12 protein-coding genes are annotated in these 15,750 nt (G+C 66.1%); 10 read left to right on the forward strand and 2 right to left on the reverse strand.

What is annotated here, in order from left to right; all coding sequences use genetic code 11:
- Nucleotides 1-60: 60 nt before the first annotated feature.
- The 8 genes from OKW26_RS39965 (at nt 61) to OKW26_RS40000 (ending at nt 9,890) form a co-directional block, all read left to right on the forward strand.
- Nucleotides 61-1,296, forward strand: coding sequence for an aspartate aminotransferase family protein (locus tag OKW26_RS39965; protein ID WP_429356984.1), 1,236 nt, complete (start codon nt 61-63; stop codon nt 1,294-1,296).
- Between the two features lie 67 nt (nt 1,297-1,363).
- The gene (gene aruF, locus OKW26_RS39970; RefSeq protein ID WP_429356985.1) at nt 1,364-2,416 is read left to right on the forward strand and encodes an arginine/ornithine succinyltransferase subunit alpha; all 1,053 of its coding nucleotides are present in this window, start codon (nt 1,364-1,366) and stop codon (nt 2,414-2,416) included.
- Nucleotides 2,413-3,450, forward strand: a complete 1,038-nt coding sequence (gene astA / locus OKW26_RS39975) for an arginine N-succinyltransferase (RefSeq protein WP_429356986.1) — start codon at nt 2,413-2,415, stop codon at nt 3,448-3,450. The genes aruF and astA overlap by 4 nt, the downstream gene beginning before the upstream one ends.
- 2 nt (nt 3,451-3,452) lie before the next feature.
- Nucleotides 3,453-4,916, forward strand: a complete 1,464-nt coding sequence (gene astD, locus OKW26_RS39980; RefSeq protein ID WP_184044222.1) for a succinylglutamate-semialdehyde dehydrogenase — start codon at nt 3,453-3,455, stop codon at nt 4,914-4,916.
- Between the two features lie 12 nt (nt 4,917-4,928).
- The gene (gene astB / locus OKW26_RS39985) at nt 4,929-6,269 is read left to right on the forward strand and encodes an N-succinylarginine dihydrolase (RefSeq protein WP_429357176.1); all 1,341 of its coding nucleotides are present in this window, start codon (nt 4,929-4,931) and stop codon (nt 6,267-6,269) included.
- Nucleotides 6,253-7,323: a succinylglutamate desuccinylase gene (gene astE / locus OKW26_RS39990; protein WP_429356987.1), complete on the forward strand. Its 1,071-nt coding sequence runs from the start codon at nt 6,253-6,255 to the stop codon at nt 7,321-7,323. Before astB ends, astE begins: the two co-directional genes overlap by 17 nt.
- A gap of 145 nt (nt 7,324-7,468) precedes the next feature.
- Nucleotides 7,469-8,263, forward strand: coding sequence for an ABC transporter substrate-binding protein (locus OKW26_RS39995; protein ID WP_176365738.1), 795 nt, complete (start codon nt 7,469-7,471; stop codon nt 8,261-8,263).
- Between the two features lie 250 nt (nt 8,264-8,513).
- Nucleotides 8,514-9,890, forward strand: a complete 1,377-nt coding sequence (locus OKW26_RS40000) for an EAL and HDOD domain-containing protein (RefSeq protein WP_429356988.1) — start codon at nt 8,514-8,516, stop codon at nt 9,888-9,890.
- Nucleotides 9,891-9,990: 100 nt separating this feature from the next.
- Here the strand turns inward: OKW26_RS40000 and OKW26_RS40005 are convergent, their stop codons facing one another.
- Together OKW26_RS40005 and OKW26_RS40010 are read right to left on the reverse strand one after the other, a co-directional pair.
- Nucleotides 9,991-11,448 (reverse strand): HDOD domain-containing protein, encoded by a 1,458-nt coding sequence (locus OKW26_RS40005; RefSeq protein WP_184062051.1) that lies wholly within the window; start codon nt 11,446-11,448, stop codon nt 9,991-9,993.
- A gap of 95 nt (nt 11,449-11,543) precedes the next feature.
- Nucleotides 11,544-13,358 carry a putative bifunctional diguanylate cyclase/phosphodiesterase gene (locus tag OKW26_RS40010; RefSeq protein WP_429336195.1) on the reverse strand — a complete coding sequence of 605 codons (1,815 nt, stop codon included), beginning with the start codon at nt 13,356-13,358 and terminating at the stop codon, nt 11,544-11,546.
- A gap of 352 nt (nt 13,359-13,710) precedes the next feature.
- Between OKW26_RS40010 and OKW26_RS40015 the strand changes: the two genes are divergently transcribed.
- Nucleotides 13,711-15,012: an EAL and HDOD domain-containing protein gene (locus OKW26_RS40015; RefSeq protein ID WP_429356989.1), complete on the forward strand. Its 1,302-nt coding sequence runs from the start codon at nt 13,711-13,713 to the stop codon at nt 15,010-15,012.
- Between the two features lie 171 nt (nt 15,013-15,183).
- Entirely contained in the window at nt 15,184-15,747 is a 564-nt protein-coding gene (locus OKW26_RS40020) for a peroxiredoxin (RefSeq protein WP_184062048.1), read from the forward strand.
- Nucleotides 15,748-15,750: the final 3 nt, after the last annotated feature.

A 15,750-nucleotide genomic window follows, 5' to 3' on the forward strand; every position in this document is an offset into this window, starting at 1 on the left:
CGTGCCGCGCGCGGTTTCCTACACTAGCTGTATTACCTGTCACCCGTAAAAGGAATTGCCATGAACGACCTGACTGTGACACGCCAGACCTTCGACGAAGTCATGGTGCCGGTGTTTGCCCCCGCCGCCTTCGTACCGGATCGCGGTCTCGGCTCGCGCGTGTGGGACACGCAAGGCCGCGACTACATCGACTTCGCCGGCGGCATCGCCGTCACCGCGCTCGGTCATGCGCATCCCGAGCTGCTGAAGGTATTGCATGAGCAGGGCGGCAAGCTGTGGCACATCGGCAATGGCTACACGAACGAGCCGGTGCTGCGCCTCGCGAAGCGCCTCGAAAGCCTCACGTTCGCCGACCGCGCGTTCTTCGCGAATTCGGGCGCCGAGGCGAACGAGGCCGCGCTGAAGCTCGCGCGCCGCGTCGCGTTCGACCGTCACGGCGCGCAGAAAGATGAAATCATTTCGTTCGCGCAGTCGTTCCACGGCCGCACGCTGTTCACCGTCAGCGTCGGTGGCCAGCCAAAGTACTCGGAAGGCTTCGGCCCGGTGCCGGCCGGCATCACGCATCTGCCGTACAACGACATCGAAGCGGCGAAGCAGGCGATCGGCGCGCAGACCTGCGCGGTGATCGTCGAGCCGATCCAGGGCGAGGGCGGCGTGATCCCGGCCGATCCGGCGTTCCTGAAGGCGCTGCGCGAAGCGTGCGACCAGCACAACGCGCTGCTGATTTTCGATGAAGTGCAAACCGGCGTGGGCCGCAGCGGCTTCTTCTACGCGTACCAGGACACCGGCGTGACGCCGGACATCCTGACCACCGCGAAGGCGCTCGGCAACGGCTTCCCGATCGGCGCGATGCTGACCACCAAAGAGCTCGCCGCGCACTTCAAGGTCGGCGTGCACGGCACGACTTACGGCGGCAATCCGCTCGGCTCGGCGATCGCGGAAAAAGTGGTCGAACTCGTCAGCGACCCGAAGCTGCTCGAAGGCGTACGCTCGCGCAGCGAAGTACTCAAGGGTCATCTCGCGAAACTGAACGAGCGCTTCGGGCTTTTTACCGAAGTGCGTGGCAAGGGTCTCCTGATCGGCGCCGAACTGAACGACACGTTCCGGGGCCGCGCGAAGGACTTCGTCACCGCGGCCGGCCAGCACGGCGTGATCATGCTGATGGCGGGTCCGGACGTGCTGCGCTTCGTGCCGTCGCTGATCATGCCGCTCGACGACATGGCCGCAGGCTTCGCGCGCCTCGAGACGGCGTTCGGCGAACTCGTCGGTGCGAACGCGCAGGCGGCGTCGCATTGATGTTCAGGCAGTCCCGCACGCCCACGCTGATGCAGCGGATCATGCGTCACATTCAACAGGAACGATGATGCTCTTCGTACGTCCAGGCCGCCTTGCCGATCTCGATGCGCTCGAGCATATGGCGCGCACCGCGCAGCCGGTGCTGCATTCCCTGCCGCACGACCGGCGCGCGCTCGAAGCGCGGGTCGCGTTGTCGGAAGACTCGTTTCGCGCGGAGGTCGATTTTCCGGGCGAGGAGTTTTATCTGTTCGTGCTCGAAGACTCGGAGACCGGCAAGCTGATGGGCACCGCGAGCATCGTCGCGGCGGCCGGGTACGCGGACCCGTTCTACGTGTTTCGCAACGACGCGCTGATTCATGCGTCGCGCGAACTGCATGTGAATCGCAAGATTCACGCGCTGACGATGTCGCACGAGCTGACCGGCAAGAGCCGGCTCGCGGGCTACTACATCGACCCGTCGCTGCGCGGTGACGCGGCCGCGCAGCTGATGTCGCGCGCGCGGATGATGTACATCGCCGCGAATCGCAAGCGCTTCACGCCCGAGGTGTTCTCGCTGCTGCTCGGCGTGACCGACGAAAACGGTGTATCGCCGTTCTGGGAAGCGGTGGGGCGCAAGTTTTTCGGCCGCGATTTCGCCGACATCGAAGTCGAATCGGGCGGCCGCAGCCGCACCTTCATCGCCGAAGTGATGCCGACCTATCCCGTGTATGTGCCGCTGTTGCCCGAAGCGGCGCAGCGCGTGCTCGGCGAGCCGGACGCGAACGCGCTGCTCGCGTATGAGATTCATCTCGAGGAAGGCTTCGAGACCGATCGCTACGTCGACATCTTCGACGCGGGTCCGGTACTGACCGCGCAGGTGGATCGCAGTGTCAGCGTGAAGCACAACGAAACGCGCGTCGTGCGCGAGGCATCTGCGACGCACGGCGCAACGTACCTGATCGCGCACAACGGCGCCGCCGGCGAGTTCCGTTGCGTGCTCGGCGATCTCGCGCCCGGCAAGGAATCGGGCGCCGGGTTGTTACAGGCGGCGCGCGCCGCGCTCGGCGTACGGGAAGGCGATGCGGTGCGCTGCGTACCGCTGCATCAGCCGCAGGATGAACAATCGGGAGAAGCGCAATGATCGTCGTTCGCGTAGTACAACGAGGCGATGTGGATGCGCTGATGCGGCTCGCGCAGGAAACCGGGCCGGGCCTGACCACCTTCAAACCGGATCGCGATGCGCTCGCGGCGCGTGTCGAGCGCGCGCGCCGCACGATGGAAGATCAGGCCGCGCCGCACGAGGCCGGTTATTTCTTCGTGATGGAAGACACCGCGACCGGCGACGTGGCCGGCGTCTGCGGCATCGAAACGGCGGTGGGTCTGCAGCAGCCGTTCTACAACTATCGCGTGAGCACGGTCGTGCACGCGAGCCAGGATCTCGGCATCTGGACGCGCATGCACGCGCTGAACATCTCGCACGACCTCACCGGTTATGCGGAAGTGTGCTCGCTGTTCCTGAGCCCGCGTTATCGCACGAGCGGCGTCGGCGGCTTGCTGTCGCGCTCGCGCTTCATGTTTCTCGCGCAGTTTCGCGAGCGTTTTCCGCAGCGTCTGTGCGCGGAGTTGCGCGGCCATTTCGACGAGCAGGGCACGTCGCCGTTCTGGCGCGCGGTCGGCTCGCATTTTTACCAGATCGATTTCAACGCGGCCGACTATTTGAGCTCGCACGGCCGCAAGGCGTTTCTCGCCGAGCTGATGCCGCGCTATCCGGTGTACGTCGAACTGTTGCCGGAAGAGGCGCAGCGCTGCGTCGGCCTCACGCATAACGACACGATTCCCGCGCGCCGCATGCTCGAAGCCGAAGGGCTGCGCTATGAGAATCACGTCGATATTTTCGACGCGGGTCCGGTGCTCGAATGCCATATCGCCGATTTGCGCACGGTGCGCGAAAGCGTGCTGGTGGCGGCTGAAATCGGCGAGGCAGCGGAGCAAGCCGCGCAGGACGGGCCGAAGTCGATGGTATCGAATACGTCGCTCGGCGATTTTCGCGTTGGCGTCGTGCCGGGCGTGCCGCGCAACGGTGTGTGCCGCCTGAGCGCGGCCGAGGCCGACGCGCTTCGCGTGCAGGCAGGCGATCCGCTGCGGGTGCTGCCGTTGAAACACAAACAAGGATGATCATGAGCGAGCTTTTCATCGACGGCGAATGGGCCGCCGGCACAGGACCCGTATTCGCATCGCGCAATCCCGGCACGGGCGCGGTGGTGTGGCAAGGCAACAGCGCGTCGGCGGACGACGTCGATCGCGCGGTACGTAGTGCGCGCCGCGCGTTCGCCGCGTGGTCGGCGCTGACGCTCGACGAGCGCTGCGCGGTGGTGCGCCGCTTCGCCGCGCTCGTGACAGAGCGCAAGGAAGCGCTCGCCGAAGCGATCGGCCGCGAGACCGGCAAGCCGCTGTGGGAAGCGCGCACCGAAGCGGCCTCGATGGCCGCGAAGGTCGAGATCTCGATTCAGTCCTACAACGAACGCACCGGCGAAAAGCGCTCGGCGATGGCCGACGGCACCGCGGTGCTGCGGCATCGTCCGCATGGCGTGGTGGCGGTGTTCGGGCCGTACAACTTCCCGGGCCATCTGCCGAACGGGCATATCGTGCCCGCGCTGATCGCCGGTAATGCGGTCGTGTTCAAGCCGTCCGAACTCGCGCCCGGCGTCGCGGCGCTGACCGTGCAGATCTGGCGCGACGCGGGGCTGCCTGCCGGCGTGCTGAATCTCGTACAGGGTGAGAAGGACACCGGCATCGCGCTCGCGAATCACCGGCAGATCGACGGACTGTTCTTCACCGGTAGTTCGGATACCGGAACATTGCTGCACAAACAGTTCGGCGGACGGCCGGAGATCGTGCTCGCGCTCGAAATGGGCGGCAACAATCCGCTCGTGATCGGCCCGGTCGCGGACCTCGACGCCGCCGTGCACCACACGATTCAATCGGCGTTTCTGTCGGCGGGGCAGCGCTGCACGTGCGCGCGCCGCATCTTCGTGCCCGACGATGCGTTCGGCGAGCGCTTCCTCGCGCGCCTGACGGAAGTGACCGCGCGCATCGGCGTCGGTGAATACAACGCCAAGCCGCAGCCGTTCATGGGCGCCGTGGTGTCGGCGCGCGCGGCCTCGCGTTTGATCGGCGCGCAGGAGCGTCTGCTCGCGAGCGGCGCGAAGGCTCTGCTGAAAATGGAGCAGCGCGATCCGCAGCTCGGCTTCGTCACGCCCGCGATTCTCGACGTGACCGACGTAAAGGACCTGCCCGACGAGGAGCACTTCGGTCCGCTCGCGCAGATCATCCGCTACCGCAATTTCGACGACGCGCTCGAACGGGCGAACGATACCGAGTTCGGTCTCTCGGCGGGCCTGCTCGCCGACGACGAAGCGCTGTGGGCGCATTTCCAGCGCACGATTCGCGCGGGCATCGTCAACTGGAACCGGCCGACCAATGGCGCTTCTTCAGGAGCGCCGTTCGGCGGGCCGGGCCGCTCCGGCAATCATCGGCCGAGCGCGTACTATGCGGCCGACTACTGCGCATACCCAATGGCCTCGGTCGAGAGCGCGCAACTGAACATGCCCGCGAGCGTCTCGCCGGGCCTTCAATTCTAAGGATCGACGATGCTGCAAGCCACTGAAGCCAATTTCGACGGCCTGGTCGGCCCGACTCACAACTACGCGGGCTTGTCGTTCGGCAACGTCGCGTCGCAGAACAACGAGAAGTCCGTCGCGAATCCGAAGGCCGCCGCGCGCCAGGGTCTGCGCAAGATGAAGCAGCTGGCGGACCTCGGCTTTCATCAGGGCGTGCTGCCGCCGCAGGAGCGTCCGTCGATGCGTCTGTTGCGCGAGCTCGGTTTTTCCGGCGACGATGCTTCGGTGATCGCGCGCGTCGCGAACAACGCGCCCGAACTGCTCGCGGCGGCGAGTTCGGCCTCGGCGATGTGGACCGCGAACGCGGCGACGGTGAGCCCATCCGCGGATACGCACGACGGCCGCGTGCATTTCACGCCGGCCAATCTGTGCAGCAAGCTGCATCGCGCGATCGAACATGAGTCGACACGCCGCACGCTGCGCGCGATGTTCAGCGACGCCGACCGCTTCGTCGTGCACGAGGCGCTGCCCGGCACGCCCGCGCTCGGCGACGAGGGCGCGGCGAATCACACGCGCTTTTGCGAGCAATACAAGGCGCGCGGTGTCGAATTCTTCGTGTATGGCCGCAGCGAGTATCGTCGCGGGCCGGAACCGAAGCGCTATCCGGCGCGCCAGACGTTCGAGGCGAGCCGCGCAGTCGCGCATCGTCATGGCTTGCAGGAAGCGGCGACCGTGTACGCGCAGCAGAACCCTGAAGTGATCGACGCGGGCGTGTTCCATAACGACGTGATCGCGGTCGGCAATCGCAACACGCTGTTCTGCCATCAGCTCGCGTTCGTCGAGCAGCAGGCGGTGTACGACGAGCTGCGCGCGAAGCTCGCGAGCCTGCACGCAGGGTTCACCGTAATCGAAGTGCCCGACGCCCAGGTCAGCGTCGCCGACGCGGTGACGTCGTATCTGTTCAACAGCCAGCTGCTGACTCGGCCCGACGGCAAGCAGGTGCTGGTCGTGCCGCAGGAGTGCCGCGAAAATCCGCGCGTGGCCGCGTATCTGGATGAGCTGACTGCGCACAGCGGTCCGATCGACGAAGTGCTCGTGTTCGATCTGCGCGAGAGCATGAAGAACGGTGGCGGCCCCGCATGTCTGCGGCTGCGCGTCGTACTCGACGACACCGAACGCGCGGCGGTCGCGCCGGGTGTGTGGCTCGACGACACGCTGTTCGGCCGTCTCGATGCGTGGATCGAAAAGCACTACCGCGATCGTCTCGCACCCGCCGATCTGACCGATCCGAAGCTGCTGGTCGAGTCGCGCACCGCGCTCGATGAGCTGACGCAAATCCTCGCTCTGGGTTCGCTGTATGACTTCCAGCGCTGAGCACCCGATGGCGGTCCCGAGCGCGATGCTCGACGATTTTCTCGCGTGGACGCTCGCGGGGTCCCGGCCTGCCGCACATCAAGCGCAAGGCACGTGTGCGAACGGCGTGCGCTGGACGTGGCAGGGCGACGGTGTACTCGTCATCGAGCCCGCGGAGCAGCACTCGGACATCCGTAGCGTGCTTGTGTCGGCCGGCGTGCATGGCGACGAAACCGCGCCGATCGAACTGCTGTCGCGCATCGTCGCCGATATCGCGCAGGGCCGCGCCGTGCTTGCATGCCGGTTGATGGTGATTCTCGGCAACATCGAGGCGATGCGCGACGGCGGCCGCTATCGCGACGACGATCTGAACCGGCTGTTCAGCGGCCGTCATCTGCAACTGCCGCACAGTCATGAGGCGCCGCGCGCGGCCGCGCTCGAACAGGCCGCGACGCGTTTTTTCGCCGATGCATCCGCCACGCCCGGCGCGCGCTGGCATATCGACATGCATACGGCGATCCGCGCGTCGGTGTTCGAGCGCTTCGCGCTGTTGCCGCATACCGGCAAGCCGTTTTCGCGCGCGATGTTCGAATGGCTCGGCGACGCGCGTATCAGCGCGGTGCTGCTGCACACGACGAAGGGCAACACCTATTCGCACTTCACCGCGCAAGCGTGTGGCGCTGCTGCGTGCACGCTCGAACTCGGCAAGGTGCGGCCGTTCGGCGAGAACGACCTGACACGCTTCGAGGGCGCGGATCTCGCGGTGCGCGCGCTGCTGGCCGGCACGCGCGTGGGTTCGCGAGCCGACGCGCAAGCCGCTCTGCCGCGTGTGTTCACCGTCGTCGATCAGCTGACCAAGCAAAGCGACGCATTCGAACTGCTGCTCGCGCCGGACGTACCGAACTTCACGCCGCTCATCAAGGGCAGCTTGCTGGCGCGCGACGGCGACTATCAATACACGGTGCAGCGCGACGAAGAGCGCATCGTGTTTCCGAACCCGACGGTCAAGCCCGGCCTGCGCGCCGGTCTGCTCGTCGTCGACACCACCGCCGACACACTGTCCAGGCTTGTCTAGACAGGTTCCATGTACAATCGCGGGCTTCGCGGCTGTCGCATCTACGGGTCACGCCGGCCGCGCGAGTCCGAAGCGCGGCGGCGTAATCCGCCTGTGCGCGCCGAATCGGCTCCGTTTCAGTCCACACCGTAAAGGAACATCCGTAATGAAGAAGAATTGGCCCAACCTGGCCGCACTCGCGCTGTTCGCGACGGCGGTGTTGACGGCAGGCACCGCGTCGGCGGCTGAGATCAAGGAAGTGCGCTTCGGCGTCGAGGCGTCGTATGCGCCGTTCGAATCGAAATCGCCCGCTGGCGAGCTGCAGGGCTTCGACATCGACGTCGGCAATGCCGTGTGCGCGAAGCTGAAGGCCAAATGCGTGTGGGTCGAGAACTCGTTCGACGGCCTGATCCCGGCGCTCGAAGCGCGCAAGTTCAGCGCGATCAACTCGGACATGACGATCACCGACCAGCGTCGCCAGGCGATCGACTTCACCGATCCGATCTACACGATCCCGAACCAGATGATCGCGAAGAAGGGCAGCGCTCTGCAGCCGACGCCCGCATCGCTGAAGGGCAAGCACGTCGGCGTGCTGCAGGGCACGATCCAGGAAACCTATGCGAAGGCGCGCTGGGCGCCGGCCGGGGTCGACGTCGTGCCCTATCAGACGCAGGACCAGATCTACGCGGACCTCGCGTCGGGCCGTCTCGATGCGTCGTTCCAGGACGCCGAAGCGGCATCGAAGGGCTTTCTGAAGAAGCCGCAGGGCGCGGGCTTCGAGTTCGCCGGTCCGGCCGTCAGCGACGACAAGCTGCTCGGCGCGGGTGTCGGCTACGGCGTGCGCAAGAACGACAAGGCACTGAAGGATGCGCTGAACGGCGCGTTGAAGGAGCTGAAGGCGGATGGCACGATCGACCGCCTCGCCGCCAAATACTTCGACGTGAAAGTCGTGCTGAAGTAACGATGCATCGAAGTGTGCAAAACGGCCGCGCGTTGCGGCCGTTTTGCTTTCTGCACGCGTGTCGCAAACGTTCAACAAATATTTCGAGATATTGCCTCGTAAGCCTGTTCGTGCCCAATGACGCTGCGATAAAATTGCGACGCACACTGCCGCGCGCGACGGAGCTTGCAACGTCACAGAAACGCGCCAACGTGCAGCGAAAAACAGAACATAGCGGCCAGGCGCCAGCGGCGCCGAGCGGGGGACTGGAATGACCACCATCGCAATCGAGACTCTGAGCCACAGCGGCACGACCGACGACGCGTCGCTCACCGCCAGCTACGCAAGGCAGCCCATTCTGAATCGGGACGGCATGCTGTGCGGCTATGAGATCAAGGTGCGTGCGCCCGAGCTGCCGCTTGCCGACGCGGACCTCACCGCCCCGCAAGCCAATACCGATCTCCCTCCCGAAACCGACGCGTTGCCGGGCCGCGCGTCCACGCCGGTGCAACGCGTCGCGCGTGCGATCGTGCGCGGGCTCGTGCAGGGCGACGTGCGCGGCGCGCTGACCGGCCATCCGGCCTACGTCGACGTGAGCCGCGAGCTGCTGCTCGACGACGCGATCCTGAGACTGCCCGCCGAGCGCTTCATGCTCGAGCTGCCTTCATCGCTCGAAGTCGACGACGCGTTGATCGCGCGTATCGTGTATCTGCATGGCCGCCGCTACCGCTTCGCGCTCGACGACGTCACGCAGCCCAACGAGACTTTCGCGAAGCTGCTGCCGTACGCCGAAGTCGTCAAGATCGACGTCACGCGCACACCGCGCGCGCTGCTGCCGAAGCTCGCGAGCGTGCTGAAGTCGGCTGGCAAGCTGCTGCTCGCATCAGGTGTCGATGCGCAGGCCGACTTCGAAACGTTGCACGAGCTCGGCTTCGACCGCTTCCAGGGTTATTACTTCGCGCGCGCGCAAAGCTCGGCGACGCGCCGCGTCAGCGCGCCGCGCCACGCGCTGCTCAATCTGCTGCAACTGCTCGCGGGCGACCCGACGGTCGCGCAGCTCGAAGCCGAGCTGAAGCTGAACCCGGTGCTCGTCATGCATCTGATGAAGCTCGCGAATTCGAGCGGCCTCGCGGTCGGTCACAAGGTGACGACGCTGCGCGACGCGATCAACGCGACCGGCACCGACCGCATCGCGCGCTGGACGCAGCTGCTGCTGTACGCAGACGGCCGCAAGGTCGCGCTGGAGGACGATCCGCTGCTGCAACTCGCGGCCACGCGCGCGCGCTTCATGGAACTCGCGATCGAGCGCATGCCCGAGGCGGGCCGCGACGAAGCCGATGCGGCCTTCCTGACCGGTGTGTTTTCGTTCGTCGATGCGGTGTTCGGCGGCTCGCTCGAAAATACGCTGAACATCCTTACGCTGTCGCGACCGATCCAGGCAGCGATCCTGCATCGCGAGGGCAGGCTGGGTCTGCTGTTGAGCGCGGTCGAAGCGCTCGAAGGCGGCGCATGGGAGCGCGTCGCCACGCTATGCGAGCGTCTTGCTCCGTTGACCGTGGAAGAGGTCGCGCAGATGGGTCTCGCGGCCGGCGCATGGGCCGGCGTCGCGGATCGCAGCGCGGAAGGGCTCGAGCGGATCGAGGATTGAGTGGGGAAAAAGCCTCACACGGTGCCCGGATAAAATCGTTTTCGGGCAAACACGGAAAGGATCGACGTGAAGCGGCGTGATCAACGATCACGCCAGGTCTTCACATCGTCTCCATTTCCCGCATCTGCCCCTGGCCGAAAAAACGTCCTAACTCCCGTGCCAGTTCGTTGAGCACGCTCATCTCCTTCTGCGAGATGCGGCGCGCCTCCTGCGTATGCGACCAGTCGCCGTAGAGCAGCGCGACCGTCTGATCGGTTTCGTCGACGATCGGCAGCAGCACGAACGCGCGCGCGTCGTCGAACGAGCGCCGGAACCACTCGGGCAGCCGCGCGACCATCTTCGGATCGCGCGCATTCTCGATGAAGATGCCCACCGAGTTCGCGATCGCGAGATGAAATACGTCGGGTTCGAACGCGGTGCTGAACGAGAGCCGCGGCAGCGCCGCGTCGATCTTCGGCCCGAAGCCGAGACGCGCCTTGAACGTGCCGCTGCTGTGCTTGACGTACACCACGGTGCGCGAGAAGCCGAGCGCCGCGAGCACGGTCTCGGCGGCCATCGCGAGCGTCGGTGCGAGCGGGCTGCCCTCGGGCAGGTCGCGCAGATCCTTCACCCCGATCTCGATGCGCGCCTCGGGTGTAAGCGCCTCGCGCGCGATCGCATCGGCATTCGCGCGTAACTCGACGATCTCGCGCATCACGCTGTCGCCGCCATCCTCACGCGATAGCGCGACGCTCATCTGCAGCAGCACCTCGGGGTCGGTGTTCAGCGCGCCGCTGTACTCGTGCGCAAGCTCGCCGATGCGTGCCTCGCGCTCCCCCTCGGGCATGTTCTGCTGGGTGAGCACGTCGGCGACCGCGGTCGAATAATTGGTGATCGCGCGCAGCCACTGCACCTGGCGCGGTTGGGTCACATCCTCCGGATCGAACTCACCCATGCCCGAGCGGATCGTGTCAGGCAGGCGCCAGCGCACCGCGGCTTCGGCGCCGATTTCATCGAACGTCACGCCGAGCACGAGCACGCACGCATCGGTTTCGAGTGCGCCGCCGTCGATATGGCGGCGAATCTGGTCCCATTCGGCGTCGAGATAGAACACGACCAGCAGCTTGCCGATCTGCCGCATCAGCGTGCAGACCACCGCTTCCTCACCGGCGCGCAGGTCGCCGCGCTCGGTCAGCTTGCGCGCGACGCAGCCCGACAGCAGCGTGCGGTTCAGTTCGAGTTTCGCGTCGATGCGGCGCGGCGCGCTTTGATGAAAGTGATCGACGATCTTCAGACCGACGACCAGATGGCCGACCGCATCCATGCCGAGCACCATCAGCGCGCGCGACACGGTCGTGATGTTGCCGCCGAACGCCATGTACATCGCCGAGTTCGCGAGGCGCAGCACCTTCTGGGTGAGCGCGAAGTCCGACAGCACCACTTGCACGAGGCCGGTGAAGTCGAGGTCGTCGTTGGTCACTGCCGCCATGGTGGTGCGCAGCGATTGCGACAGCATAGGGAAATCGCCGCGCTCGCTCATTCGCGTCCAGAGCCGGTCGAGCACTGCCGCCTTTACCATGTGAGTCCCGCAAAAGCCATACGTGTTCCAGTGAATGCCATGCCGGTCGTGAGCCGGCTTGTTGCGCTGCCTGGGCGTCGTGTCTGCATCGCCCGTTACGCGCCGTGCAACTGAAGCTCGCGCGATTCGAAGCGCTGCGCGAGTTCCTCGGACGGCAGCGCCTTGCAAACGAGCCAGCCCTGAATGTGATCGCAGCCCATCTCGGTGAGCAACGCGCGTTGCGCTTCCGTTTCGACGCCCTCGGCTACCAGTTCGAGGTCGAGCGTCTGCGCAAGGCCGACGACGGCGCTAACGATTGCCTGATCGTTTCGCGAGGTTAGCAGATTCTCGACGAAACTCCGGTCGATCTTCAGCTTCGCGAGCGGAAAACGCTGCAGGTACGCGAGGCTCGAATAGCCGGTGCCGAAGTCGTCGACGGCGAAGCGGATGCCCATCGCGGTCAGCTCTTCGAGCAAGCCTTTCGCGTGCGCCGGATCGTGCATCAGCAGACTTTCGGTGATCTCGAAGACGAGGCGGCGCGGATCGATGCCGGTCAGCTCGATCGCCTCGCGCACCGAGTCCTTGAAGCGCGGATCGCGAAACTGCTGCGGCGACACGTTGACGGCCACGTACTGCAGCGAGATGCCCTTGGCGTCCCACTGGATCAGTTGCATGCACGCGACCTTCAGCACCCAGTTGCCGAGAAAGTTGATGAGCCCGATCGACTCCGCGAGCGGAATGAACATCGACGGCGGCACGAGGCCATGCACCGGATGCGTCCAGCGAATCAACGCCTCGACACCGACCACGCCCCGCGTGCGGCTGCTCGTGATCGGCTGGAAGTGTAGCGAAAACTCGCCGTTGCGTACGCCGTCGTAGAGGTCGGCCTCGAGCTTGAGGCGCTCGGCGTCGGCCGGGTTGTCGTCGGGTACGTAGAACGCCAGCGTGTTGCCGCCCGCGGCCTTCGCCTGCAACAGCGCGTGGTCGGCCCAGCGCAGCAGGTGCGTGTCGTGGCCGCCGGTGTCGTTGGCGTGGCGCACGTCCGGGTAGAGCGCGATGCCGATGCTGGCCGACAGGTGCACCTGCTGACCCTTGAACACGTACGGCTGCTGGATCGCGGTCAACAGACGCCGCGCCAGCGCTTCGGCGGCCGCCGCCGCGTCGGTGCGGCTCGCGGCAGGCTTCACGAGGATCGCGAACTCGTCGCTGGCGACGCGCGCGATCGTTTCGTTCGGGCTCGTCATGTTCAACAGGCGCCGCGACGTGTCGCGCAGCATCTCGTCGCCGGCGTCGTAGCCGAGTGCGCGATTCACGCGCTGATAGTCGTCGAGATCGAGCAACAAGAGCGCGACCGGCGTGCCGTGCGCGTCGGCCTTCTGTTGCGCGTCGAGCAACGCGTGCAGCAAGCCCGACTGGTTCGGCAGGCTGGTCAGCCGGTCCAGATGCAGCGCCTGGGTCAGGCGCTCTTCGGTGGCGCGCCACGACGACACGTCGAAGCCGGCGATCGCGTAGCCGTCGACGCCGTCGTGGCTGCTGCGCACGACCCGCAGCTCGACCGTGATCGGATAGGTCAGCGACTTGACGAGCCCGAGCGTCGCTTTCTCGACATTGCCCGAGGCCGCCGCGAGCTTGAGCAGCGCGTCGAGGCGCGGCACGTCGGCGGGCGCGACCAGATCGTGCAGCGTCGCGGTTTTCAGGTATTCGCGGTGATAGCCGATGAAGCGCAGGCTCGCGTCGGACACGTAGATGAAGCGCAGCGCATCGTCGACGTGCGCGAGCAGATCGACCGCGCCGACCACCTGTTCCAGTGGGGGCGGGCGGTTCGCGCTGCTCGGCTGGTCGTCGTCCTCGCGCCGGCCGAACGCCCACAGCCGGTCGATGACCGTGCGCAAGGAGCCCCGGCGGGGCGCGGTGATCGTGTTCGCTTCCATGTTTGTCGCTGGCAACCTGGGTTCGTCCGCAGGCGGGGCTGCTTGTCCGCCGCTCCGGGCGGCCAGGAGATAGCAGGCCGCCCCATCAGAACGAGATAACGACGCATGCGGGGAAATCTTTAGCGGCCCGTGGAGAAAAACATCTGGTAAGGAGAAGCCCGGCGCCGTCGCCGGGACGATTCGGTTAAAGTGACGTCGCTTCGCGGCCGTTAATACGGCGAATCCCCTTTTTTGGCGACGCTGATGACGTCGCGCTGCATAGACTTTCCGAACCTTGCACTGATGATCCATGTCCGAACGCCCCGTCGTCAGGTCCGCCAGAGCCCCACGGCCCGTCCCGCGGGACGTCGAGGTGCGTGATGTCCTCGCCGGCGCGTCGGCCGGCTATCGTGAGCACGGGGAGCTGGACGCTGCCCCACAGTACGTCTATGTCGGCCGCCAGCCGATTCTCGATCGCGATGGCGCGCTTCACGCCTATGAGCTGCTGTTCCGTGCCGGAACGTACAACTACGCCGAAATCAGCGACGACACGCAGGCCACCGCGCAGGTGGTCGCGCGCACGATCGGCGGAATCGGCGTACCCGCCGTGCTCGGCCAGCATCGCGGCTTCGTCAATATCGATCGCGCGCTGCTCTTTAGCGACATCGTCCATCTGATGCCGCCCGAGCGCTTCGTGCTCGAAATCCTCGAAACCGTGCGCTACGACGCCTCGCTCGCGCGTCGTCTCGGCGAGTTGCGCGGCGCCGGCTTCCAGGTCGCGCTCGACGACGTGCACGATCTGTCCGACGAGCTGAGCGCGATGCTGCCGTACGCCGACATCGTCAAGATCGATTTCCTGCAGACGCCGCGCCGTACCGTCGCGAAGCTCGCGTCGACGCTGCGCGGCCACGGCAAGACGCTGCTCGCCGAGAAGGTCGAGACGCGCGAGGACTTCGCGCTCGCCCACGAGCTCGGTTTCGATCTGTTCCAGGGCTACTTCTTCGCGCGGCCGCAGGTGCTGGCCGCGCCGCGCAACCGCTCGCTGCGTCCGGGCCTGCTGCGGCTGCTCGCGCTGCTGTCGCGCGACGCCGGCATCGTCGAGCTCGAGGCGGAGCTGAAGGTCAACCCGGGCGTGGTCGTGCAACTGCTGCGGCTCGTCAATTCGAGTGCATTCGGCCTCGGGCGCAACATCGCGTCGCTGCGCGAGGCGATCATCGCGACCGGCACGCGGCAGATCGCGCGCTGGGCGCAACTGCTGCTGTACTCGGACACCGGCGAGTTGCCGTGGCGCGCCGATCCGCTCGTGCAACTGGCGGCGACGCGCTCGCGCTTCATGGAACTCGCCGCGAACTGGCTGCGTCCGGCCGACGGCGAATTCGCCGACGCTGCGTTCATGACCGGGATTTTTTCGCTCGTGCACATCGTGCTCGACAGCACGCCGGACGCGGTGCTCGAGAAACTCGGCCTCGCGCCGCAGATTCGCGACGCGATCGTCGCGCGCAAGGGCGAGCTGGGCGCGCTGCTGCTGATCGCCGAGGTCGCGGGCGAGGGCGGCGACGCGGCGCCGGTCGCGACGGCGGCGGGCTTCCACGCGCTGACGCCCGACGTGCTGTCGGAGCTGAACCTGTCGGCGGCGGCGTGGTTCGGCGCGCACGTGGCGGAATTGGGCGTTTGATACGTCGAGCTCGCGCGCCGCACCCTTTCGATTCGCTTGTGATCCGGGCGACGACCCACGCCGCGTGCGCATCCGTGGTCCAATAGTAAGTTCAGCGAAGGCCTGTGACGTCGGCCGAAGCTGTCTCCGATGGACCCGATCAATTGCGTGCGCTCACGCGTGGAGGAGCAGATGAAGACAAAACCCATACCGGCGGTACTGGCCGCCGTCATGGCGTTCGGATTCGCAATGCATTCGCCGCTCGCCTCGGCAACCCTGAAGCCCGGCGATACGGCGCCGACGTTTACCGCCGAGGCCTCGCTCGGCGGCAAGACCTACGCGTATTCGCTCGCCGACGAACTGAAGAAGGGCCCGGTCGTGCTGTACTTCTATCCGGCCGCGTTCACGAAGGGCTGCACGATCGAGGCGCACGAGTTCGCCGATGCGGTCGACCAATACAAGAAGTACGGCGCGACGGTGATCGGCGTGTCGCACGACAACATCGATACGCTGACGAAGTTTTCGGTCAGCGAATGCCGCAGCAAATTCCCGGTCGCGGCCGACGCCGACGCGAAGGTGATCAATGCGTACGACGCGGCCATGCCGTTGAAGGCCGGCATGGCGAATCGCGTGTCGTACGTGATCTCGCCCGACGGCAAGATCATCTACGAGTACACGAGCCTGTCGCCCGACAAGCATGTCGAGAACACGCTGAACGCGCTCAAGGAGTGGTCGGCCGCGCATAAGGGGCAGTGAGGC

Source organism: Paraburkholderia sp. 32 (assembly GCF_050435345.1).
GTDB lineage: Bacteria > Pseudomonadota > Gammaproteobacteria > Burkholderiales > Burkholderiaceae > Paraburkholderia > Paraburkholderia tuberum.

What these genes read in the sequence shown, in the direction of transcription:
- OKW26_RS39965 (WP_429356984.1), top strand. Translation starts at nt 61, where the DNA reads ATGAACGACCTGACTGTGACACGCCAGACCTTCGACGAAGTCATGGTG.
- aruF (WP_429356985.1), top strand. Translation starts at nt 1,364, where the DNA reads ATGCTCTTCGTACGTCCAGGCCGCCTTGCCGATCTCGATGCGCTCGAG.
- astA (WP_429356986.1), top strand. Translation starts at nt 2,413, where the DNA reads ATGATCGTCGTTCGCGTAGTACAACGAGGCGATGTGGATGCGCTGATG.
- astD (WP_184044222.1), top strand. Translation starts at nt 3,453, where the DNA reads ATGAGCGAGCTTTTCATCGACGGCGAATGGGCCGCCGGCACAGGACCC.
- astE (WP_429356987.1), top strand. Translation starts at nt 6,253, where the DNA reads ATGACTTCCAGCGCTGAGCACCCGATGGCGGTCCCGAGCGCGATGCTC.
- OKW26_RS39995 (WP_176365738.1), top strand. Translation starts at nt 7,469, where the DNA reads ATGAAGAAGAATTGGCCCAACCTGGCCGCACTCGCGCTGTTCGCGACG.
- OKW26_RS40000 (WP_429356988.1), top strand. Translation starts at nt 8,514, where the DNA reads ATGACCACCATCGCAATCGAGACTCTGAGCCACAGCGGCACGACCGAC.
- OKW26_RS40005 (WP_184062051.1), bottom strand. Translation starts at nt 11,448, where the DNA reads ATGGTAAAGGCGGCAGTGCTCGACCGGCTCTGGACGCGAATGAGCGAG.
- OKW26_RS40010 (WP_429336195.1), bottom strand. Translation starts at nt 13,358, where the DNA reads ATGGAAGCGAACACGATCACCGCGCCCCGCCGGGGCTCCTTGCGCACG.
- OKW26_RS40020 (WP_184062048.1), top strand. Translation starts at nt 15,184, where the DNA reads ATGAAGACAAAACCCATACCGGCGGTACTGGCCGCCGTCATGGCGTTC.